The organism is uncultured Devosia sp. (genome assembly GCF_913055165.1).
Classification (GTDB): domain Bacteria; phylum Pseudomonadota; class Alphaproteobacteria; order Rhizobiales; family Devosiaceae; genus Devosia.
Genome location: NZ_CAJXJS010000004.1, coordinates 1 through 21,874, shown reverse-complemented (window position 1 = coordinate 21,874; position 21,874 = coordinate 1). Strand labels below are relative to the sequence as shown.

Below are 21,874 nucleotides of genomic sequence, written 5' to 3'. Positions count from 1 at the left end.
CTGTTCCGCGCGTTAGACCAAGAAAAGGCGAGGAGGCCACACCATGAAGCAAGCCCATATGCTCACGCGGCATCGGGACATTCAGAATTGGGTCACAGATCGCAGCGGCCGGCCGGCGATCGCCCGGGTGCGCGACCGTTTCGGGGATGAGCGCGCCCAGCTCAAGCTGCGGTTTTCGCATCAGAACGAAGGCCGTGAAGATATCGGCATGAGCCCGTGTTCTTGGACGGCCTGGCTGGCGGAGCTGGACCGGCAGAACCTGGCCCTCAAGGTCGATGCGACCGGTGACTGCGAACTGGTGTCGCGCCAGGCTATGAACTGAGCCGGCGGTTTTCGGTAGGCCTTTCGGACCGCGGCTGACCAGAGGCGTCCGCGGATGCCATGCGGACACAGTCGCGGCCATCGCTCTTGGCCTGGTAGAGCGCAGCGTCTGCCCGGCGCAGCAGGTCGGAGAGGTGGTCATAGGGCATGAATTGGGCGACGCCGAATGAGGCAGTCGCGGGGGTCGAAAGCCCGGTATCGTCCGTCGGCAGATTGCGGAAATTGAGCCGGACGGTTTCGGCATAGAGCTTGCCGGTCGAGAGGTTGGCGCCGGGGATGAAGGCGGCGAATTCCTCGCCGCCCAAACGCCCCAGCACGGCCTGCGGCACCGCGCAATCGCGCAGGATTTCCGCGAAAGCGGCAATGACCGCGTCCCCGGCGGCGTGGCCATGGGTGTCGTTGATCTGCTTGAAATGGTCGAGATCGGCGACGATCATCACGGCTGGTACCCCCGAGCGGGCCGCCAGGACGAGGGCGCGGTCGCCGCGATCCTCAAAGCCCCTGCGGTTGAGGAGGCCCGAGAGCGTGTCGGTTTCCGAGCGGGCCGTCATGTCGGCCATGACGTCGCGCACGATAATCAGCAGCATCATCAGCCCATTGGCGATCAGCAATACCGCACCCAGGGTCTGGGAGACGGCGGCATAGGTGGAGCTGATATAGGCCTGCGGCGCCTGGCCCGAGCCGATCGCGACGGCGAGGAACGGCTTGGCCAGGAAATGCAGGGACGAGACCAGATAGATGGCGAACAGCACCCAGTCGAGCGCAGCCTTGCGCCTGTTTGCCAGAATCACGCCCAGGCCGATGGCCTGCACCAGGGCATAAGGACCCTGATAGAGCATGTTGCGGACAAAGCTGGCGCGCGGCATGTCCAGAATGGTCAGGTTCAACAGCAGAGATGCAGCCACGGCCAGGCCCTGCAAGAGCCAGGGCGGCCTGACCCGGTAGTGCTGCGCCAGGCCTATGACGCAGCCGGCCAGCGCCAGCAGAAACACCGCGAAGATGCCGAAGCTCACCAAACGGTGATCATCCTGATAGGGCAGGATGAACTCGAGCACGACATTGAGCACCCCAAAGCTATAGGCAAGCGCCAGCCAGCGCGCCCCCAGCGCCGAGCGCTGATAGGCCGCCACGACACCGAAGGCGGTGGCGAAAATCCCTGCGATGAACAGGTTTATGGCCAGCACAAAGGCCGCTGCGCTCATGAATGCCGATCCGTTTCACTACCCTTCCAGTCTAGCGGCCCCGGCTCGCTGAGACGTTAACGCCCAGCTAGCGACCGGCCGGTCCGGGTGCCACGCCAAGGGCCTCGGCGAGAAGGGCGAAGGAGCGACGGCGCAGGGCGTAGTCGTGGATGGTGGTGGTGATCATCACCTCGTCGGCCCCGGCGGCATGGGCCTTTTCGGTGATCGCCTCGGCTAGCTGTTCAGGGTCGCCGACCAGCCAGAGCGGTGATTGATGTTCGATCACCTGTTGCTGCTGCGGCGAAAGAGCGCGGGCGGCGGCTTCTTCGGGTGGCATCAGCTGGCGCTGCTCGCCGGTGACGAACAGGGCCCAGCTCACCGCCTGCGAGGTGGCCAGGAACTTTGCCTCCTCTTCGCTCGGGGCGCAGATGGCCGAAAGGCAGAGAATGGTCCTGGGTGCAGGGAAGTCCCTGGACGGCGCGAACGCCTGGCGATAGGCGGCAAAGGCGGGTGCGGCCGGGGTGTGGCTGAAATGAGCCGCAAATGCATAGCCGAAGCCAAGCTGCCCGGCTGCCTGTGCACTGGCCCCCGAGGAGCCCAGGAGCCATTTGGGCGGCAGGGTGATGCCGCCGGGTGAAACCGGCACTCGGGAGAAGGGATGGTCGGGCGGAAAGCCGTCCTCGTCGAAGGCCATGAGTTCGGCCAGATAGGCCGAAAACTCCTCCCCGCCGCCACTCTTGAGTGCGCGCATGGCATAGCCGTCACCGCCCGGTGCCCGGCCGATCCCGAGATCGATCCGCTCCGGATGCAGCGCCGCAAGGGTGCGGTAGGCCTCGGCAATACGCAATGGCGCATGGTTGAGCAGCATGACGCCGCCCGAGCCAATGCGAATATTTCGGGTCGCGGCCGCCGCACTGCCGATCAGGATCTCGGGCACCGAAGAGGCGATCGAGGGCATGCCGTGATGCTCGGCATACCAAAGCCGCGTATAGCCGAGCCGGTCAGCCTCCTGCGCCAGCAGCACGGTTTCGGCCATGGCTTGTTGGGTGTTTGTGCCCTGGGCAATAGGGGCGAGGTCCTGCAATGAAAGGCTGAAAGGGGCGGGCATCAAAAGGTTCTCGGACAAGGTCTTTTATCGGTAGATCACGATGAACCCCTTGCCCGTCAAGGTTTGGTCAATGTTTTTGTCATTTTTGATCCGGTCCCTGCGGGCGCGATTGACTCGCCTGCGGGTCGATGGCCCAATAAGGGCCTGTTGCGGGAGAGTATCGATGTTGAAGTGGATCGGCCTGATCTTGGGAGGCCTTGCGAGCCTGCCGATGGCGCCGGCCGCTGCACAGAACTTGCTCGATCCCCATCCGCTGGCCGGCGTGGTCGACGAATTGCGTATCGGCCTGCATGCCCACAGGGTGCATCACGCTGCGCTGCCTTTCCTGGTCAATGAGTGGAAGCTGAACGGGGTTGAGGATGTCAGTTTCGACGTGCTCTTCACTTCGCCCGATGTCGATGTCTTCCGCTGGATCGGCTCGCCTCGTCCCGAGATCGGCACGACCATCAGCATGACCGGGCGGGACAGCCTGGTGCACGCCAACCTGACCTGGCAATTGCCGGTCTTCGACACGCCGATCTATCTCGAGGCCGGTCTGGGCGCGGCCATTCATGACGGGGTGCTGACCGGGGCCGCACCCGGCCGGCAGAATTTCGGCTGCCGGGTCAATTTCTATGAACGCTGGGGCGTGGGTATACATGTGAGCGAAAACGCCACGGCGACCCTGACCTATGAACACACCTCCAATAATGGCTGGTGCGTGGCCAATGACGGCCTGTCCAATTTCGGCCTCAGGCTAGGCTGGAAGTTCTAGCCTGGGTTCATGCGGCCTGGCCCGCAGCCCAACCTGAGGCCCAGGCCCACTGGAAATTGTAGCCGCCGAGCCAGCCGGTGACATCCACCGCTTCGCCCACGAAATAGAGGCCCGGCACGTCGCGCGCCATCATGGTCTTGGCGTCCAGCCCGGTCGTGTCGATACCGCCTAGCGTGACTTCGGCCGTGCGGTAGCCTTCCGACCCGACCGGCTTGAGGGTCCAGCGTGACACCTGTTCGGCGGCGGCAAGAAGTTTCTTGTCCGAAAGGTCGCCGATCATGCCGGGCTGGCCGATCATCTCGCCCAGCAATTGCGCCAGGCGCCGGGGCAGCTTTTCGCTGAGCACGGTCTGGATGTGGAGCTTGGGCGTGGCCCGGCGCGCGGATTTGAGCAGCTCGAGCGCATCTTCGCCGGGCAGGAGATCGACCGAAATAGTGTCGCCTTCGCGCCAATAGGAAGAAATCTGCAGGATAGCCGGACCAGATAGTCCGCGATGGGTGAAGAGCAGCGCCTCTTCGAAGCGGGTTTTGCCATGGCCGACAATGGCGTTGGTCGAGACACCGGCCAGCGGTTTCAATTGTTCCAGCGCACCGGGTTCGAAGGTCAGCGGCACCAGGGCGGGGCGGGTTTCGGTGATCTTGAGGCCGAACTGGCGGGCAATGTCATAGGCCAGGCCCGTTGCCCCCATCTTGGGGATGGATTTGCCGCCAGTGGCGACAACCAGGCTGGAGGCCGTGACCCGGCCATCACCCACCATCACGTCAAAACCCTCGTCAATCCTTTCGATGCTGCCCACCTGCCGCCCGGTCCAGATTGCCGCGCCGGCGGCGCGCAGATCATTGGTCAGCATGGCGACGATCTGGGTGGCGGGGCCATCGCAGAACAATTGCCCAAGGGTCTTTTCGTGAAAGGCGATGCCCTGTTTTTTCACCCGGGCGATGAACATGTCCGGCGTGTAGCGGGAGAGGGCCGACAGGGCGAAGCGCGGATTGGCGCTGAGGAAGCGCTCGCGCCCCAGCTGGTGGGTCGCGTTGATATTGGTGAAATTGCAGCGCCCGCCGCCGGAAATGCGGATCTTCTCGCCCGGGTCGCGCGCATGGTCGACCACCAGCACCCTGCGACCGCGCTTGCCGGCCTCGATGCCCGCCATCATGCCGGCAGCCCCGGCACCCAGAATGATCACGTCGAAATCGGGCATAGTGTTCCTCGGTTCTTCACCTCGCCCTTGGGGGAGAGGTCGGCGCGGTGCGCCGGGTGAGGGGGCCTTCAGCTCTCAGTGCTGTCAAGGCCCCTCGTCCCCACCCTTTCCTCTAAAAGGGAGAAGGGGCGCAAGGGGCAATGCGGTCTGCATCGCGCGTGGCAAATTCATTGACTCTTTCCTATTTCAGCGTATGACAAGTCCTGCTTTTTCATAGGAAGCCTCGTTCATCATGCGCCGCCGCAGCCTCACCGCAGCTCTTGCCACCACCCGGTTTACCACCGGGGGCATGCCGGCCATGACCAAAACCACCAAAACCGCCTGACGCTTTTCCCCGGGTCGCACTCCCGACGGGGAGAGGCGCCAAAGCATTGACCGCGATGATGTGTCATCGTGCGGGAGGCGAAAATGGTAAGGAACCGGAGTTCCATTATGGGTTATCGTGTCGCTGTCGTCGGGGCCACAGGCAATGTGGGCCGCGAAGTTCTCAACATTCTGGCCGAGCGCAAGTTTCCGGCGGACGAGGTCTTTGCCTTGGCTTCGTCGCGCTCCATCGGCAAGGAATTGTCCTATGGCGACAAGGTGCTCAAGGCCAAGGACCTGCAGCATTTCGACTTCTCGAGCGTCGATTTCGCGATCATGTCGGCCGGCGGCTCAATCTCCAAGGAATGGGCCCCAAAGATCGCCGCAGCCGGGGCGATCGTGATCGATAACTCCTCCTACTGGCGCTACCACTCCGACGTGCCGCTGGTGGTGCCGGAGGTGAACGCGCATGTGCTCGATCGCTGGCTCAGCGATCCCAAGCGCACCAATATCATTGCCAATCCCAATTGCTCGACGGCGCAGCTGGTCGTGGCGCTGAAGCCGCTGCACGACGCGGCCAAGATCACCCGCGTGGTGGTGTCGACCTATCAGTCGGTGTCCGGCGCGGGCAAGGAAGGCGTCGACGAGCTCTGGAACCAGACCAAGGGCATTTTCGTCAATGACAGCCCGACCCCGGGCAAGTTCCCCAAGCAGATTGCCTTCAACGTCATCCCGCATATCGATGTGTTCATGGAGGACGGCTACACCAAGGAAGAATGGAAGGTGCTGGCCGAAACCAAGAAGATGCTCGACCCCAAGATCAAGGTAACCTGCACCGCGGTGCGCGTGCCGGTCTTTGTCGGTCACTCCGAGGCGGTCAATCTCGAATTTGCCAACCCGATCAGTGCCGATGAGGCGCGTGACATCCTGCGCGAGGCGCCCGGCGTCTCGGTGATCGACAAGCGCGAGGCCGGTGGCTACGCGACCCCGGTCGAGAGCGTGGGTGAATATGACACCTATGTCAGCCGCATCCGCGAGGATGTCACGGTCGAAAACGGCCTCGCCATGTGGGTGGTTAGCGACAATCTGCGCAAGGGCGCCGCGCTTAACACCGTGCAGATTGCCGAAACCCTGATTGAAAAGGGCTACAAGGCCCGAGCCTTGGCGGCCTGACAGACCCTCGTGTACGGGGCTCCACCCCACCCTTGATCCCTCCCCATCGAGGGGAGGGAGACGATGGAGCCGAGGCGTTCCAGCCTGCACCTCCCTCCCCCTTGTGGGGAGGGAATGAGGGTGGGGGTAAACCGGACTAAACCATGCCCCTCCGCCACATTCTCCTCGCCCTGTTGGTCGTTGCCATTTGGGGCTTCAACTTCGTTGTCATCAAGCTGAGCGTGGAGGCCCTGCCGCCGATCCTGGCGGCGGCCTTGCGCTTTGCGGCGGCCGCCTTTCCGGCGGTGCTGCTGGTCCGTCCACCCAAGGCGCCGGCCTGGGTCGTCATCTGCTTCGGCCTGACCTTTGGCGTGGCGCTCTACGGGTTTCTCAATCTCGGCCTGGCCTGGGGCATGCCGGCCGGGCTGAGTTCGCTGGTGCTGCAGACCCAGGCCTTTTTCACCATGGTCATGGCCTTTGTGCTTCTGGGCGAGCGGCCGAGCCGGTTCCAGATCATCGGGGCGGCCATCGCCTTTGCCGGCATTGCCGTCATTGCGTCTGAACGGCTGGAAGTCACCAATCTGCTGCCGCTGGGATTGGTGCTGCTGGCCGCCTTGAGCTGGGGCCTGGCCAATGTGCTGACCAAGAAGGCCGGCAGGGTCAATGCGGTCTCGTTCACCGTCTGGGGGGCGCTGGCGGCGCCTGTGCCGCTCTTGGCATTGTCGGTGCTGACAGAAGGGTGGCCGACCGTTTCCGCGGCCCTGGCCGGCTTCAGCTGGGCCGATGCCGGGTTGATCGCCTTTCTTGCCTATCCGGCAACGCTTTTGGGTGGGGGAATCTGGAGCTGGCTATTAGGCCGGCATCCGGCGTCGGTGGTCGCGCCATTCACGCTATTGGTGCCAATCACCGGCCTGGCCTCGGGCTATCTGGTCCTCGGCGAAACCATCACCCGCGTGGAGGTCCTCGGGGCCCTGTTGGTGATCAGCGGGCTGATCGTGACGCTGCGCAAGGCGAGAAAGAGCGAGCCGCCCATAAGGCTGGATTGAAGGAGAAAGGCCGCATGGAGCGGCCTTGTTCCTGTCGTTATTGGCCGGATGTGTCGGACAATGAGCTTGCCGGATCGAGCGGAACTGCCGGAGCGGTCATGGCGTCATCCATGGGAGCTGGCGCCGGCAGCGTGCTGGATTGCAGGGCATTGATCTCATCGGCGCTGAGGCTGCCATTGGCGTCCATGTCGGCGACAGTGAACTCTTCCTGGGTCAGGTCCGGCCAGACCGCCTGCAATTCTTCAAAGCTGAGTTCTCCACTGGCGTCGAGGTCCACATCGGCGAAGTTCATCGGCGCCTGAGCCAGGGTCGGGGTGGCAGCAAGGGTCAGGGCAACAAGGCCCATTGCAATCTTGTTCATGCGAGAAAATCTCCATCTGGGGTGGCTTCACCCCGTTTCTTGGCAGGCCGCGGCCACCCCGGGACGCGTGGGGTGGCCGGCCGATAGCCCTGGTCATGCACCGTGCAGCCGGAGTTGGGGGGGGGCGCGGCCGAAGGTGCCCAGGGCAGCGTGCTTATTCGGCGGCAGGGGCCGCGGAGGCTGCGACCAGCGCGTCATATTCTTCGAGCGAAAGCTCGCCATTGCCGTCGGTGTCGGCGGCGGTGAAGGCCTCTTCGGTCAGATCGGGCCAGGCGACCTGCGCTTCAGCCAGCGACACGCTGCCGTTCATGTCGGTATCGACCGTGGCGAAATCGGTCGTGGCCTGGGCCAGGGCAGCGCCGGTCAGGCCGAGGGCGAACAGCGAGGTCAGGACGATCTTTTTCATGGGATTGCTCCATACTGTCTTTGTTGGGAACGGCACCTGCATCAGGCCGGTGCCGACGGGCGCTTGCTGAGCGGCCCGTGGGACAGACAGTGGTTGCCCAATGTGGCTGGTGGTGGCCCGCAGAAGGGCGCGAGCGGACAGTTTCCGCGGCGTTTTTCGGGCAATGTGAAGCCCTTAGCCAGCCGGGACCCGGCAGTCACGACGGCGTGAATCATGGTCCCGCAACAGCATTTGATCACGCTCTAGTGATCACGATTGCGGCCGACCAAGTGCAAGTTTTGGGCGAAACGGGGACAAGTGGGAGCCGGCTAGTCGACGGGGCAAGACCTTTGCCCCATCGATCGCCGCCAATGCGTCAAAGCGTGGGGCGGATGAAGTCGCCACTATTGTCCATGATCCACAATTCGCCGGTCGAGATGTCAAACCAGGCGCCATGCACCGCCAACTGGCCGTCTTCCTCAAGCTTCTTGACATAGGGGAAGGTGCGCAGGTTGCGGATGGAGTTGCGGATCGAGATGCGCTCCATGGCGGTCTGCCGCTCGGCCTCGGTCATCAGCGTGTTCTGGCCCAGCTGGCTGGGCAGCTCGCCCAGCATGCTCATCCACTTGCCGATGAAATCGCCGCTGTCGAGTGGCTTCATATGCGGGTCCAGAGCCGCCTTGATGCCGCCGCAGCGACCATGGCCCATGACCACAATATTGGAGACGCTGAGCCCCTTGATGGCAAATTCGATTGCCGCCGAGGTACCGTGCTGTCCGCCGTCAGGCTGGTAGGTGGGCACCAGATTGGCGACATTGCGCAGCACGAACAATTCGCCCGGGCCGGCGTCGAAGATCATTTCGGGCGCCGCGCGGCTGTCGCAGCAGGCGATGATCAATGTCGTCGGCTTCTGGCCGGTTTCGGCCAAACCGCGAATGCGTTCTTTCTCCCGGGCATAGCGTCCGGACATGAAATTGGCGTGGCCGTCGAGAAGGTGCTGAGGAAAGCTGTGCATGCCGGTTGGATTAGCTGTAAGAGGCACCAAGATCAATTGTGGACATTGGGATGTTCGACAAAGGGGGCATGCATGCTGATCTACCGTTTCCTGACCGGCGAGGACGACAGTGCCTTTTGCCACAAGGTAACCAAGGCGCTGTCGGAGGGGTGGCAATTGCACGGCAGCCCCACCTATGCCTATGACGCGGTGACCAAGAAGATGCGCTGCGGCCAGGCGGTCACCCGCACGGCGCGGGATCAGCCCTATGATCCGGACAAGAAGCTGGTTGACTTCTGAACGTCCAAAGGGGCAGTTCGACCGAACTGAGTGAAGAAGGCCGCGACAGCTATGCTGGCGTGGCGAGTGGGCCCGCTCCGGTGGTGCGATTTCAGGTCAGGAGGCCATGAGAGCTATGCTCTCATGGCGTTTGCCGTGCGGCGCGCTGCAGTGCGGCATGCTGGAGCAGGATGATGGTCTTGGCGTCGAGAATGCGGCCGTCCTCGATCATGGCGAGCGCGTCGGCAAGCGTCAGTTCCACCACCTCGATCTCTTCGCCCTCATGGGCAAGCCCGCCCCCGGCCCCGCGCCGGGTCGTCGCATTGTACTGGCCGACGAACAGGCTGGTTTTTTCCGACAGCGAGCCCGGGCTCGCATAGACGTCGCAGACATGGACCAGGTTGACCGGCTCATGGCCGGTTTCCTCTATGGCCTCGCGATTGGCCGCCAGGGCAGGGGCTTCGCCATCCAACAGGCCCGCGCAGACCTCCAGCAGATCGGGATGGTCGCCGTTCAGCAGCGGCGGCAGGCGGAACTGGCGCACCAATAGGACGGTGTCGCGGGCCGGGTCGTGCAGCAGCAGGGCGGCAGCATTGCCGTGGTCATAGACCTCCCGTTCAAGCCGTTGCACGGTGCCGTCCTTGTGCCGGTAGTCCAGGGTGACGCTGGATAGCGATCCCCAGCCCTTCACCAGCAGCCTGGTCGAGATGATGGCGATGCGATCGGACATGGTGGTCTCCGGGATAAGCGCCTCCGCATAACCCATCCGATGGCGGCTTGGTAGGGCCGGGGGCCCGGACCGGGGTCAGCGTGAGAGGGGGTACACCCCGCCGATCGGCGCCGCCCTCCCCCGCTCATGCCGTCCAAACCTTCCTTCGCAGGTCGAACAGCCTGTGCGCTATACGAACAAAGTGCGCGCTGCGCCGAAAGTTGCATGCCGGGGGCGGTGCAGGGCTTTGATTTTGTAACCATTGGACGGTAAAGACTCGAACCATTCCAAACTGGACGCGGCGACGCGCCGCATCAGGAAAGGCCCCGGAACGCCCCATGACGGTCAGAGCCCGCCCCACCTCCCCGCATCTGCAAATCTATCGCTGGACCGTCACCATGGCGATGTCCATCCTTCACCGCATGACCGGCATTGCCAATTATGCCGGCATGGCGTTGCTCGCCGTCTGGCTCGTGGCCGCGGCCATCGGGCAGGATGCCCTGACCCAGGTCAACTACATCTATGGCAGCTGGTTCGGCCAATTGGTGTTGTTCGGCTTCACCTGGAGCCTGGTACATCACATGTGCGGGGGCCTCCGGCACTTCGTGTGGGATTTTGCCGTGATGATGGAGCCGGGGCAGCGCGAGCGCATGGCCTGGGCCACGATCATTGCCTCGGTGATTCTCACCCTCCTGATCTGGACCGTTTTCGTGTGGATGGCCTGATATGCGCGACACTGTGATCAATACCCAGACCATCGCCAATCCAAAGTCGCATTATGGCGATGCGAAAGCCGCCACCCGCCATTTCATCACCCAGCGGACCACCGGCGCCATCAATATCCTGTTCCTGCTGCTGCTGCTGTTCGTGGTGGTGCGGCTGGCCGGGCAGGACCGGGCCGACGTGGTGGCGCTGCTCGGCAATTGGTGGCTTGGCATTCCCTTTGCGGCGCTGATTGCCATTGCCGCGGTGCATATGCGCAACGGTATGCGCGATACGCTCGAGGACTATGTCCATGGCTCGCTCTATCGCCTCGCCATGCTTCTCAACACGCTCTTCTGCCTCGCCGTCGCCCTGCTCGGTGCTGGCGCTGTGCTCAAAATCGTCTTCTGGGGTTGATCAACAATGGCTGAATACGAACTGATCGACCACGAATTCGATGTGGTGGTGGTGGGTGCCGGCGGCGCGGGTCTGCGCGCCACGCTGGGCATGGCCGAACAGGGGTTCAATACCGCCTGCATCACCAAGGTCTTCCCCACCCGGTCCCACACCGTGGCCGCGCAGGGCGGCATTGCCGCATCCTTGCAGAATATGGGCCCCGATAGCTGGCAGTGGCACATGTACGACACCGTCAAGGGGTCGGACTGGCTGGGCGACAATGACGCCATGGAATATCTGGCGCGCGAGGCCCCGGCGGCGATTTACGAGCTGGAACATTATGGCGTGCCCTTCAGCCGCACCAATGAGGGCAAGATCTACCAGCGGCCCTTTGGCGGTCATATGACCGAGTTTGGCGATGGCCCGCCGGTGCAGCGCACCTGCGCCGCCGCCGACCGCACGGGCCACGCGATCCTGCACACGCTCTATGGCCAGTCGGTCAAGAATGACGCGCAGTTCTTCATCGAATATTTCGCGCTCGACCTGATCATGGGCGAGAATGGTGAATGCCAGGGCGTCATCGCCTGGAAGCTTGATGATGGGACGCTGCATCGCTTCCGCGCCAAGCTGGTGGTGCTGGCGACCGGTGGCTATGGCCGGGCGTATTTTTCGGCCACGTCGGCCCATACCTGTACCGGTGACGGCAATGGCATGGTCGCCCGCGCCGGCCTGCCGCTGCAGGACATGGAATTCGTGCAGTTCCACCCCACCGGCATCTATGGCGCTGGCGTGCTGATCACAGAAGGCGCGCGCGGCGAGGGCGGGTATCTGACCAATTCGGAAGGCGAGCGCTTCATGGAGCGCTATGCCCCCAATGCCAAGGACTTGGCATCGCGCGATGTCGTCAGCCGCTGCATGACGCTGGAAATCCGCGAGGGCAGGGGCGTTGGTCCCAAGAAGGACCATATCTACCTGCACCTCGATCACCTCGATCCCAAGGTGCTGCATGAGCGCCTGCCGGGCATCACCGAGAGCGCCAAGATTTTTGCCGGAGTCGACCTCACCCGCGAGCCGATCCCGGTGCTGCCCACGGTGCACTACAATATGGGCGGCATCCCGGCCAATTATCACGGCGAGGTACTCAACCCGACTGCCGACGACCCCAACCGCATCGTGCCGGGCCTCATGGCCGTGGGCGAAGCGGCCTGCGCCTCGGTACATGGCGCCAACCGCCTGGGTTCGAACTCGCTGACCGACCTGGTGGTCTTTGGCCGCGCCGCAGCTCTGCGCGCCGGCAAGGTCCTCGACAAGACGACACCGGTGCCGGGCATCAACAAAGCCCAGGACGAGAAAATCCTGGCGCGCTTCGACCGGTTGCGCAACGCCAATGGCTCCCAGCCCACGGCCAAGCTGCGCGACGAGATGCAGCGCACCATGCAGGCCGATGCCGCGGTGTTCCGCACCGAGGCTTCGCTCAAGAACGGTGTCGCGGCGATGAGCGAAATCTATTCGCGCCTCACCGACGTCAAGGTCACCGACCGCTCGCTGATCTGGAATTCGGATCTGGTGGAGACACTGGAACTGGAAAACCTCATGGCCTGCGCCATGGCCACGGTGGTCAGCGCCGAAGCCCGTCACGAGAGCCGCGGCGCCCATGCGCATGAGGACTTTCCCAATCGCGACGACGTCGAATGGCGCAAGCATACGCTGGCCAAGGTCGATATTGCCTCGGGCAAGGTGGACCTCAGCTATCGTCCCGTCATCGTCGATCCACTGACCCCACAGGCCGAGGGCGGTATCGACCTCAAGAAGATCGCCCCCAAGGCGCGGGTGTACTGATGTTCAAGCTTGCGCGCTTGTCCGGCGTCGTCGCCATTCTGCTTTCGGGGCTGGTGGTCGGTTCGCCTACGTTTGGCGCTGCCGGCTTGCCGCAGGATGTTCTGGATACGGCGCTGAGAGCCTGCATTGAGAACCGCAATGCGGTCTGGGCCACTCCCGGCTCGGCCAGCCGCCTGTGCCCGTGTTTCATTGAGAATATCAAGCGGATGCCGCTGACGAACTCGCAGAAGATTCGGGTGATGCTGTTCAACTTCGACGAGGAGATGATGCAGCCATTCGTCAGGCCCTTGAGCACCGAAGACCGTGCCGTGGCGTTTCGCTACTCACTGACCATCCAAGAGGGTTGCCATGTGTAACTGGTCCCTGACGGCCGCCAAGGCGCGCGTCTACTAGGAGAGGCAGATGTGCCATCTGTGCGAGGAACGCAGCTATGATGGACGCCGCAGCGATGCGGCGACGGTTGCGCCCGCCGCAAAGCCGGTCCCGGCGCCCCCTGCGCGGGACCCTGCCGAAAAGGTGCGCAAATGAGTGATGCGGGCTATTCAGGCACTCCTCTGGCGAAAAAGCTCGGGCTCAAGGATGGGCGGCGTGCACTGTTCATCGACTTGCCCGAGGACCTGGCCGAACTGACACAGGCGCGCCAGTTTGTGGAAGCCAGCCGGATCACGGCCGATCAGGTCGGGACTGCATCACCCGGCTATGATTTCGTGCATCTGTTCACCGCCACAAGGTCAGTGCTCGAAGCGCTGGCGCTGCCGCTGATGAAGCTGATCGCCCGCGATGGCATGATCTGGGTCAGCTGGCCCAAGAAGGCAGCCAAGCTTGCCACCGACATCACCGAGGATGTGATCCGGGCGGTCCTGCTGCCCATCGGCCTGGTGGACGTCAAGGTCTGCGCCGTCGACCAGACCTGGTCCGGCCTCAAACTGGTGATCCGCAAGGAGCTGAGATGAAGCCAATTCATGCCCTGTTGCCGTTGCTGCTGCTGCTGACGCAGTCGGCCAGTGCTGCCGCCCCGACCGCGGCCCAGAAGGATGAATTCTATCGCGTATGCATGGGCATTGCGCAGAACGCGACGCTGTGCGGCTGCAAGGCCGATGCGGCGATGACCCTGATTGATGAGCGCTTCATGGGCGTCGTCATCGCCTCAATGAAGGGCGGCTCACCCGCCGCTTCCGATTACGATGCCTACAACACCTATGTCGCCAAATCGAACCAGGTCTGCAAGCCGAACTATTGAGCCGGCAAGCTGGAATGGCCTTGGGGCCACAACCCCGAAGTTGAGAAGGACGAGTTGAGAAAATGGCCGAACTGACGTTGCGCAAGGCCGACCAGCCGCAAAAGGGCAAGACCTGGCCCAAGCCCGAGGGGGCGACGCGCCTGCGCGAGTTCCATATCTATCGCTATGACCCGGACAAGGCCGACAATCCGCGGATCGATACCTATTTCGTCGATCTGGACAATTGCGGGCCGATGATCCTGGACGCCCTGCTCTATATCAAGAACAATACCGATCCGACCCTGACGCTCCGCCGCTCCTGCCGCGAGGGCATTTGCGGCTCGTGCTCGATGAATATCAACGGGCTCAACACGCTGGCCTGTACCAAGGGCATGGATGACTCCTCCGGCCCGATCAAGATCTACCCGCTGCCGCATATGCCGGTGGTCAAGGATCTGGTCCCCGACCTCACCAATTTCTACGCCCAGCACCGCGCCATCGAGCCCTGGCTCAAGACCACTTCGCCCACGCCGGAAAAGGAATGGACGCAGTCGGTCGAGAACCGCGCCAAGCTCGACGGGCTTTATGAGTGCATCCTGTGCGCCTGCTGCTCGACCTCCTGCCCGTCCTATTGGTGGAATGGCGAGAAATATCTCGGCCCCGCCGCCCTGCTGCAGGCCTATCGCTGGCTGATCGACAGCCGCGACGAAACGACCTCCGAGCGTCTCGATAATCTCGAGGACCCGTTCAAGCTCTATCGCTGCCACACCATCATGAACTGCGCCAAGGTCTGCCCCAAGGGTCTGAACCCGGCCAAGGCCATCGCCCAGATCAAGAAGATGATGGTCGAGCGCAAGGCGGCCTGAGGCTCGGCCTTTCGACTGCACCAAAAGCAAACGGCGGGACCCCGGTCCCGCCGTTCATTATTGGGGGCCTGGAGGGGGTCCAGGCGTTAGCGCAGGGTGATCTGACCGGCCTCGAACAGGGCCTGGCAGTCCGCCGCATCGTGTTCGAGATCGCTGTCCAGGAGGGTGGAGGCAGAGCCGGGACCTTCGAAGCGCGGATCGTCGCAGATGTCGTCATCGGCATAGGACGAGCTGTTGTCCCCGAACGCGACCCCGGACGAATCATAAGGCGCGCCAAGGACATAGTCGGGCGTGAACACCGGTTTGATGGCGATGTCGCCGCTGGCTTCAAGCGCCCGGCAATCGCTGGCGTCGGCCATCACATCGGCGCTGGAGAGCTTCTTGGCCATGCCCGCACCAGTGAAGCGCCAGTCATCGCATTGGCCGTCATTGGCCCATTCCGAGCTGTCCGAACCATAGTCAAACTGGCTCACCGCCACCCCGCCAGAACCCTTGAGCGTCGCCGTCCCCGCGAGGAAAGCGGCGCGGCAGTCGCTGGCGTCGTGCAGGCGATCGGTGTCAAGCGTTTCGCCGACCACGCCGGGACCGGTGAAGTCGGGATCGTCACATTCCCCGTCATTGGCCCAGCTGCTGGTATCATCGCCGAAATCGATGCGCGCCGCGATTTGCTCGAGCATGCTGGCCGAGACCGTGCTCACCGGTGCGGTAGTCGCATCAGCCAGGGTGATGGTGCCGTCTTCGAAGGCTTGGCGGCAGTCGCTGGCGTCGCGCATGATATTGACGTCTTCGAGCTCGCTGGCCATGCCCGCGCCGACAAAGCGCGGATCGTCGCATTCCAGATCCTTGGCCCATTCCGAGCTGTCGTCGCCGAAGTCGATATCGGCCTGCATGGTTGGATCGCCGTCACCAACCAGCGTAATGGCGCCTGCCTCGTAAGCGGTGCGGCAATCTGTGGCGTCCCGGCCGATATCGATGTCTTCCAGCTCTGTCGCCATGGCCGAACCGGCAAAGCGTGGATCGTCACACTCGCCATCATTAGCCCAGTTGGAGGTGTCGTCACCAAAATCGATCGCAGAGGCGTCGGCGCTGTCTCCGGTATCGGCTTCCGCCAGCGCAATGGTGCCGGCCTCGAACAGGGCCTGGCAATCGGTGGCGTCGTGGCCGACATCGGCATCAAGGAGTTCTGCGGCCATGCCTTCCCCTGAGAAGCGCGGATCGTCGCACTCCCCGTCATTGGCCCATTCGGATGCGTCATCCCCGAAATCGATGTCTGCTGCCGATTGACTCAGGGCCGGTGCCGTCAATCCTGCGAACAGGATCAGGGCTAGACCGGTTGCTCCCAGGCGCTTGCCGATTGCGCGCATTGCGTGTTCTCCCTCAAGATTCTGCCACCCGTTAGCTTACCTTATCGCGGCTTTGTGGCAGCCAGAAGTGGGAAAGCTATTCGCTCGTCGCGCGATTGCGGGATTCCTGGCGCGCAAAGTACCATGAACCTAACAAGACCATCGCCGTGCCGATGGCATGGTAGATGGTGAACGCCTCGCCCAGGATGAACACGGCCAGAGCGATGGTCACGATCGGCCCGAATGAGGCCGTCGAAGATGTAGCGCGAGCACCGATGCGGGTGATGCCGGCATTGAGCAGGAAGGAAGGGAGTACCGTACCGAAGACGCCCAGCATGGTTCCAAGGAACCAGACATAGGGACTGAATTCGACATAGCGGGCCGGCCCGTCAACGAGAAGGCTCTGGCCGATAGCAAGCACCGCAGCGGTCGACATGCCGATGCAGGTGAACAGGGCGGAGCCCAAGACAAGCATCTGCCGCCGAGCCAGGTGTTGATAAAGAGCAAAGGTCACCGCAGAGCCCAGAACCAGCGTGGTGCCCAGGAGCAGGCCCTCGGGCCGGACGCTGAGGTTCCAGGCGAAGATGACCATGAGCCCGCCATAGCTCATGAGCATGGCCGGGATCAGGCGCCAGTTCATCTTGTCGCCGAAGAACCACACCCCAAACAGCAGCACGAAGAAGGGATAGGTGAAGAGCACCAATCGTTCGTATTGGGCGGTGACGAAGGCCAGTCCCGCGAAGTCCAGATAGCTGGCGATGTAATAGCCCAAAGTCCCCACCGCCATGCTGACCAGCAGACGAGGCGGGGTCAGCAGTAGCCGCAATTGCGGGTTACGCCGCAGCAAGGACACCAGAATCACCAGATAGACCGGCAGGGCCACCAGCATGCGAAGGGCCAGTGTGGCTTCGGTTGAGACCCCTTCGGCAAATGCCAGTTTGATGAAGATGCCCTTGGTGGAAAACAGGGCCGCGCCGCAAAAGGCGAGGCCATAGCCAACGGTGTCGATGGCGGGCAGGGCGGCGGATGGCTTGGCGGTCATGGAGATTGGTCCTTCGACCATTGTCTAGGCCCATCCGTCCGGACTTGGAAAGCCCGATCCCGGCATTAACGTCCACTGATTGCTAGCCGCGCGGATGGGCCTTGGCATAGCTTTCAAGCAAGCGTTCGGTATCGACAGCAGTATAGATCTGGGTGGTAGAAAGGCTCGCGTGACCGAGCAATTCCTGAATGGCGCGCAGATCGCCTCCCTTGCCGAGCAGGTGGGTGGCAAAGGAATGCCGCAAGGCGTGAGGTGTGGCCGAGGGCGGCAGGCCGAGAGCGCCGCGCAGCTGCGCCATGCGCAATTGTATCAGGCGCGGAGACAGCACCCCGCCGCGCACGCCGCGAAACAGCGGTTCCTCGGGCCAGAGCTTGAAGGGCGCCAGTTCCAGATAGCTGGCGATCGCGTTCCGGACGGGCGCAATCAGCGGCACCATCCGGACCTTGCCGCCCTTGCCGGTGACCCGCATTACATCGGCGTCGAGGTCGGCCTTGGTCAGCGCCAAGGCCTCCGAAATACGCAGGCCGGCGCCATAGCACAGCGAAATCACAGCCATGTCGCGTGCGGCGACCCAGGGCCGGTCTTCGATTTCGTCGGTCATCGAGATGGTCTGCTTGGCTTCGACGACTGTGAGGGCCTTTGGCAGGGCACGGGGCATTTTCGGCGTACGAATGACATTGAGCGCCTCGGTCGCCAGCGTCCCCTCGCGTTCCAGAAAGCAGAAGAAGCTCTTGAGTGCAGAGAGTACGCGGGCCAGCGAGCGGGAGCCAAGGCTTTCGCTGCGCCGTTGCGCCATGAAGGCACGAATGTCGGCGCCGCGCATGTCCTTGAGCGCGCTCAGTGTCACCGGGCCGCCCATGTGTCCCGAGAGGAAAGCCATGAACTGACCGATGTCGCGGCCATAGGCTTCCAGTGTTCTGGGCGCCAGGCGCCGCACAGACCCTAGGTCGCGCAGCCAGGCATCGATGCGGGCCCGAATGAATTCGTCAGTGGCAAAGGCGCTGTCGGTCATGCCAGCAATCTACAGCCCGGCGAGTTAGCAATCTTTCAATGCATCAGCGCCGGAGCGGCGCTGAGGGCAGAGGCAACTTTGCGCGCCTAGTGAACAAAATGCCAAGCCAATTGGTAAACCGGCGCTTAACCCCGCATGTGCAACATAGGTTCGCCCCGAGGGAGTGGATCATGCGCCTGCCATCCTATGCCGGACCGATGCTTGCCTTGCTGGCCGCCAGCCCTGCTGCAACGGCAGAACTGGGCCATTTCGGTCCGTGGTCGCCCGGTGGCCATATGGCGCCGACCTATGTGGCAGAGGCAGTGGAAACGACCTCTGTGGATGGTAGCCTGCGGCTGCGGGCCAGCCTGGGCGCGACCTATCTCGAGGGCAATGAGTTCGTCTATTCTGGCGACTACCGGGTCAGCAAGCTGATATGGCAAAGCCTGGCCCCGATGCTGCGCGGCAGCGTCTCGGCAGATCTGGGCCATGGCGTCAGCGTTTCCGCAGAGGGCGGCGTGGCCATGAGCGGCATATCGCACATGGTGGACTATGACTGGCTGCGAGGCGATGACACGTTCGACAACTGGTCTCACAGATCGGAGCATCCGGACACGCATCTGGCTCATTTCTGGACCGGTTCGGCGACCATTGGTTATGATCTGGCTCGTGCCGAGGACGCGGTGGTGCGGCTCCATGGGGGATTTCAATATACCGATGTGAAGTGGGACGCCTTTGGCGGGTCCTATGTCTATAGCTCCGGTGGAGGCTTTCGGGACCTGTCGGGCGATTTCGCGGCGGGCCAGCCTGCCATTTCCTATCGCCAGCAGATGCCGGAGCTGTTCCTGGGAGTGGATGGCGAACAATATTATGGCAAGCTGCGGATCGGCGGCCTGATGCGGGCAGGGCTGGTGGTGGGAGCCATCGCCACCGATGACCACTGGATGCGCAACTTGCGCTTTACCGACAATATCTACGTGCAGCCCGCGGTCGAACTGGGCTTGGATGCGGGCTATGCGCTGGGCCGCAATGTGGAATTGACGCTGGCCGGACGCTTCAAGCACATGTTCGAGCGGCGCGGGGACACAGCGGCCTATGACACCGTTTTGGGCACGACCCAGTACTTTCCAAACGCCGCTGCGGCGTCCTTCACCCAGTTGGACCTGACCGCCGGATTGCGCGCCCGTTTCTGACCGCCCCAGGATTGGCTTTGGCCGAATCGCCTCTTGCCCCTATCTATGGCGCAAGAGAACGGAACGCGCACAAACATGGTCGAAGCCGGAGGCATCGTAGCGGTAATGGTCGGGGTGGCCGTCGACGGCCCCTATAGCTATCGCGTGCCCGAGGGAATGCAGGTTGAGCGGGGCTCCATCGTGGCGGTGCCGCTGGGGCCGCGGCTGATCCTGGGGGTCGTCTGGGGCCCGCCCAAGGATATGATTGCCCATAACCGTCTGCGCGACATTGCCCATTTTTACGACGTGCCGCCGCTTTCAGAAGAATTGCTCAAGCTGGTGGAGTGGGTCGCCCGATATACCCTGACGGCACCGGGACAGGTCTTGCGCGGGGTGCTGCGTTCGCCCGAAGCGCTTGACTCCCCCAAGCCGGTGTTGGCCTACCGCCGCACTGGGCACGAGCCGGAAAAGCTGACGCCGGCGCGGCTGCGCGTACTCGATTGCCTGATGGACGATATGGCCTGGCCGAAACCGGCACTTGTGGGGGCTAGCGGTGTCTCGGCTTCGGTGATCGACGGGCTGGAGCGCGCCGGGGCGGTCGAAAAACTCGAAATGACGCCCCCACCCGTGGTGATGCCGCCGGACCCGGACGACAACCCGGCGAGCCTTAGCCCCCAGCAACAGGCGGCGCTGAAAGAAATACGGGCGTTGGACGTGAACGCTTTTGGCGTGGCGCTGCTCGACGGGGTGACGGGCGGCGGCAAGACCGAGGTCTTCTTCGAGGCGGTTGCCGACACCCTGCGCGCGGGCCGGCAGGCCCTGATTCTGCTACCTGAAATCGCCTTGACCAATACCTTTATCGACCGGTTCACGCGACGCTTCGGCACGAAACCGGCGGAGTGGCACTCGGACATGACCCCGGTACAACGGTCCAAGGTGTGGCGGGGTGTACTGGAGGGGACGGTCCGCGCCGTGGTGGGCGCGCGCTCGGCCCTGTTCCTGCCATTCCGGGAGCTGGGTCTGCTGGTCCTGGATGAGGAACATGATGGGGCCTACAAGCAGTCGGAAGGCTTCACCTACCATGCCCGCGACATGGCCATTGTCCGTGCCAATCTGGCAAATGCACGTGTGGTGCTGTCTTCGGCGACGCCGTCGGTGGAATCGCGCAACAACGCCAATGCCGGTCGCTATGCTCATGTGATGCTGGAAAGCCGGTTTGCCGCAGCGGCCATGCCCGATGTTGCAGCCATCGACATGCGCACCGATGGGCCGGAGAAGGGCGAGTGGATCGCCCCTGCCTTGGCCCGGGAAGTCTTTGCGGCGCTGGACCGCGGCGAACAGGCCTTGTTGTTCCTCAACCGGCGCGGTTATGCGCCGCTGACGCTATGCCGATCCTGCGGGCATCAATATCAGTGTCCGGACTGTTCGAGCTGGATGGTGGAGCACCGCTTTCGCGGCGTGCTCATGTGTCACCATTGCGGGCATGAGATGCGGACGCCGAAAGTCTGCAGCGAATGCGGCGACGCTGAGAGCCTGGTCGCCGTCGGTCCCGGCGTCGAGCGGGTGGCTGAAGAGGCTGCGGCCCGCTTCCCTGATGCCAGGCGGGTCCTGCTGTCGACCGACATGGGCAGTCATGCACAGTTGCGCGAACGATTTGCCGAGATCGAGCGGGGTGAATATGATCTCATCATCGGCACGCAGCTGGTGAGCAAGGGACATCATTTCGAAAAGCTCTCGGTGGTCGGCGTGCTCGATGCCGATCTCGGCCTGGCCCATGGCGATCCGCGTGCCGCCGAAAAGACCTTTCAGATTCTGACCCAGGTGGCCGGGCGGGCCGGGCGCGCTTCAAAACACGGCAAGGCCTTTCTCCAGACCTATCATCCAGACCATCCGGTGATGAAGGCGATGGTCAGCGGGGATCGGGAGGCTTTCTATGCGCAGGAGCTCCTGGCCCGGGAGGCCGGCGGCATGCCGCCATTCGGACGGCTGGCAGCCCTGATCATCTCGGCCAATGAACAGCCGACCGCCATGAGCTATGCCAAGTCGCTACTGTCCGCGGCACCCATGGCCGATGGCGTGCGCCTGTTCGGACCGGCCGATGCGCCGATCGCCATGATCAGAGGGCGGCACCGGGTTCGGCTGCTGGCGCAGTCGGGCAAGGATTTCGATCTTTCGGGCTATATGCGCTTCTGGCTGGGCACTGCCGAAAAACCCAAGGGGGACCTGAAGGTGCAGGTCGATATCGATCCGATGAGCTTCATGTAGCCGATGTCTGCCTCGGGGACGGTTCCTGCCATTCGAGCATGGCTCTCATGGCCTTCTCACCTCAAATCATGCCACTGGCATGATTTGCCCTGCGGGACGGTTCCTGCCATTCGAGCATGGCTCTCATGGCCTTCTCACCTCAAATCATGCCACTGGCATGATTTGCCCTGCGGGACGGTTCCTGCCATTCGAGCATGGCTCTCATGGCCTTCTCACCTCAAATCATGCCACTGGCATGATTTGCCCTG

24 protein-coding genes are annotated in these 21,874 nt (G+C 63.1%); 14 read left to right on the top strand and 10 right to left on the bottom strand.

The window, feature by feature from the left end; translation table 11 throughout:
• The first annotated feature begins 43 nt into the window (after positions 1 to 43).
• Entirely contained in the window at positions 44 to 322 is a 279-nt protein-coding gene (locus QZ564_RS02605; RefSeq protein ID WP_297104136.1) for a hypothetical protein, read from the top strand.
• Here QZ564_RS02605 and QZ564_RS02600 read toward each other — a convergent pair.
• Positions 312 to 1,523, bottom strand: a complete 1,212-nt coding sequence (locus tag QZ564_RS02600) for a GGDEF domain-containing protein (protein WP_297104134.1) — start codon at positions 1,521 to 1,523, stop codon at positions 312 to 314. The genes QZ564_RS02605 and QZ564_RS02600 overlap by 11 nt on opposite strands.
• A gap of 67 nt (positions 1,524 to 1,590) precedes the next feature.
• Positions 1,591 to 2,610: an LLM class flavin-dependent oxidoreductase gene (locus QZ564_RS02595; RefSeq protein ID WP_297104132.1), complete on the bottom strand. Its 1,020-nt coding sequence runs from the start codon at positions 2,608 to 2,610 to the stop codon at positions 1,591 to 1,593.
• 163 nt (positions 2,611 to 2,773) lie between these two features.
• Here QZ564_RS02595 and QZ564_RS02590 point away from each other — a divergent pair, with 163 nt between their 5' ends.
• On the top strand, positions 2,774 to 3,364 hold the full coding sequence (locus QZ564_RS02590; protein ID WP_297104130.1) for an acyloxyacyl hydrolase: 591 nt from the start codon (positions 2,774 to 2,776) through the stop codon (positions 3,362 to 3,364).
• A 7-nt stretch (positions 3,365 to 3,371) separates the two neighbouring features.
• Here the strand turns inward: QZ564_RS02590 and QZ564_RS02585 are convergent, their stop codons facing one another.
• Positions 3,372 to 4,562: an NAD(P)/FAD-dependent oxidoreductase gene (locus QZ564_RS02585; protein WP_297104128.1), complete on the bottom strand. Its 1,191-nt coding sequence runs from the start codon at positions 4,560 to 4,562 to the stop codon at positions 3,372 to 3,374.
• A gap of 432 nt (positions 4,563 to 4,994) precedes the next feature.
• Here QZ564_RS02585 and QZ564_RS02580 point away from each other — a divergent pair, with 432 nt between their 5' ends.
• Both QZ564_RS02580 and QZ564_RS02575 read left to right on the top strand, forming a co-directional pair.
• Positions 4,995 to 6,038: an aspartate-semialdehyde dehydrogenase gene (locus tag QZ564_RS02580; protein WP_297104126.1), complete on the top strand. Its 1,044-nt coding sequence runs from the start codon at positions 4,995 to 4,997 to the stop codon at positions 6,036 to 6,038.
• Positions 6,039 to 6,181: 143 nt separating this feature from the next.
• On the top strand, positions 6,182 to 7,063 hold the full coding sequence (locus QZ564_RS02575; protein ID WP_297104124.1) for an EamA family transporter: 882 nt from the start codon (positions 6,182 to 6,184) through the stop codon (positions 7,061 to 7,063).
• Positions 7,064 to 7,100: 37 nt separating this feature from the next.
• Here the strand turns inward: QZ564_RS02575 and QZ564_RS02570 are convergent, their stop codons facing one another.
• The 3 genes from QZ564_RS02570 to QZ564_RS02560 form a co-directional block, all read right to left on the bottom strand.
• Positions 7,101 to 7,424, bottom strand: a complete 324-nt coding sequence (locus QZ564_RS02570; RefSeq protein ID WP_297104122.1) for a hypothetical protein — start codon at positions 7,422 to 7,424, stop codon at positions 7,101 to 7,103.
• Between the two features lie 154 nt (positions 7,425 to 7,578).
• Positions 7,579 to 7,830 carry a hypothetical protein gene (locus QZ564_RS02565; protein ID WP_297104121.1) on the bottom strand — a complete coding sequence of 84 codons (252 nt, stop codon included), beginning with the start codon at positions 7,828 to 7,830 and terminating at the stop codon, positions 7,579 to 7,581.
• 355 nt (positions 7,831 to 8,185) lie between these two features.
• Positions 8,186 to 8,824, bottom strand: a complete 639-nt coding sequence (locus QZ564_RS02560; RefSeq protein WP_297104119.1) for a carbonic anhydrase — start codon at positions 8,822 to 8,824, stop codon at positions 8,186 to 8,188.
• Positions 8,825 to 8,896: 72 nt separating this feature from the next.
• Here QZ564_RS02560 and QZ564_RS02555 point away from each other — a divergent pair, with 72 nt between their 5' ends.
• Positions 8,897 to 9,103, top strand: coding sequence for a DUF1737 domain-containing protein (locus tag QZ564_RS02555; protein ID WP_297104116.1), 207 nt, complete (start codon positions 8,897 to 8,899; stop codon positions 9,101 to 9,103).
• Positions 9,104 to 9,224: 121 nt separating this feature from the next.
• On the opposite strand, the gene QZ564_RS02550 is transcribed toward QZ564_RS02555, so the two are convergent.
• A complete protein-coding gene (locus tag QZ564_RS02550) occupies positions 9,225 to 9,812 on the bottom strand; it encodes an NUDIX domain-containing protein (RefSeq protein WP_297104114.1) in 588 nt (195 codons plus the stop codon).
• A 317-nt stretch (positions 9,813 to 10,129) separates the two neighbouring features.
• On the opposite strand from QZ564_RS02550, the gene sdhC reads away from it, so the two are divergent.
• From sdhC to QZ564_RS02515, 7 genes are all read left to right on the top strand, one after another.
• On the top strand, positions 10,130 to 10,516 hold the full coding sequence (gene sdhC, locus QZ564_RS02545; protein ID WP_297104112.1) for a succinate dehydrogenase, cytochrome b556 subunit: 387 nt from the start codon (positions 10,130 to 10,132) through the stop codon (positions 10,514 to 10,516).
• A 1-nt stretch (position 10,517) separates the two neighbouring features.
• Complete coding sequence (gene sdhD, locus QZ564_RS02540) at positions 10,518 to 10,910, top strand: succinate dehydrogenase, hydrophobic membrane anchor protein (protein WP_297104110.1); 393 nt, start codon at positions 10,518 to 10,520, stop codon at positions 10,908 to 10,910.
• Between the two features lie 6 nt (positions 10,911 to 10,916).
• Complete coding sequence (sdhA, locus tag QZ564_RS02535) at positions 10,917 to 12,728, top strand: succinate dehydrogenase flavoprotein subunit (RefSeq protein ID WP_297104108.1); 1,812 nt, start codon at positions 10,917 to 10,919, stop codon at positions 12,726 to 12,728.
• Positions 12,728 to 13,084, top strand: a complete 357-nt coding sequence (locus QZ564_RS02530) for a hypothetical protein (protein ID WP_297104106.1) — start codon at positions 12,728 to 12,730, stop codon at positions 13,082 to 13,084. The genes sdhA and QZ564_RS02530 overlap by 1 nt, the downstream gene beginning before the upstream one ends.
• A 168-nt stretch (positions 13,085 to 13,252) precedes the next feature.
• Positions 13,253 to 13,681, top strand: a complete 429-nt coding sequence (locus QZ564_RS02525) for a DUF3052 domain-containing protein (RefSeq protein WP_297104104.1) — start codon at positions 13,253 to 13,255, stop codon at positions 13,679 to 13,681.
• Positions 13,678 to 13,968, top strand: coding sequence for a hypothetical protein (locus QZ564_RS02520; RefSeq protein WP_297104102.1), 291 nt, complete (start codon positions 13,678 to 13,680; stop codon positions 13,966 to 13,968). Before QZ564_RS02525 ends, QZ564_RS02520 begins: the two co-directional genes overlap by 4 nt.
• Before the next feature lie 62 nt (positions 13,969 to 14,030).
• Positions 14,031 to 14,813, top strand: a complete 783-nt coding sequence (locus QZ564_RS02515; RefSeq protein ID WP_297104100.1) for a succinate dehydrogenase iron-sulfur subunit — start codon at positions 14,031 to 14,033, stop codon at positions 14,811 to 14,813.
• Between the two features lie 86 nt (positions 14,814 to 14,899).
• Here the strand turns inward: QZ564_RS02515 and QZ564_RS02510 are convergent, their stop codons facing one another.
• The 3 genes from QZ564_RS02510 to QZ564_RS02500 form a co-directional block, all read right to left on the bottom strand.
• Entirely contained in the window at positions 14,900 to 16,177 is a 1,278-nt protein-coding gene (locus tag QZ564_RS02510) for a hypothetical protein (protein ID WP_297104098.1), read from the bottom strand.
• Positions 16,178 to 16,253: 76 nt separating this feature from the next.
• The gene (locus QZ564_RS02505; RefSeq protein WP_297104096.1) at positions 16,254 to 17,198 is read right to left on the bottom strand and encodes a DMT family transporter; all 945 of its coding nucleotides are present in this window, start codon (positions 17,196 to 17,198) and stop codon (positions 16,254 to 16,256) included.
• 82 nt (positions 17,199 to 17,280) lie between these two features.
• Complete coding sequence (locus QZ564_RS02500; RefSeq protein WP_297104094.1) at positions 17,281 to 18,210, bottom strand: tyrosine recombinase XerC; 930 nt, start codon at positions 18,208 to 18,210, stop codon at positions 17,281 to 17,283.
• A 170-nt stretch (positions 18,211 to 18,380) separates the two neighbouring features.
• Between QZ564_RS02500 and QZ564_RS02495 the strand changes: the two genes are divergently transcribed.
• Entirely contained in the window at positions 18,381 to 19,382 is a 1,002-nt protein-coding gene (locus tag QZ564_RS02495; RefSeq protein WP_297104092.1) for an omptin family outer membrane protease, read from the top strand.
• A gap of 75 nt (positions 19,383 to 19,457) precedes the next feature.
• Positions 19,458 to 21,626 (top strand): primosomal protein N', encoded by a 2,169-nt coding sequence (locus QZ564_RS02490; protein ID WP_297104090.1) that lies wholly within the window; start codon positions 19,458 to 19,460, stop codon positions 21,624 to 21,626.
• The last annotated feature ends 248 nt before the right edge of the window (positions 21,627 to 21,874 follow it).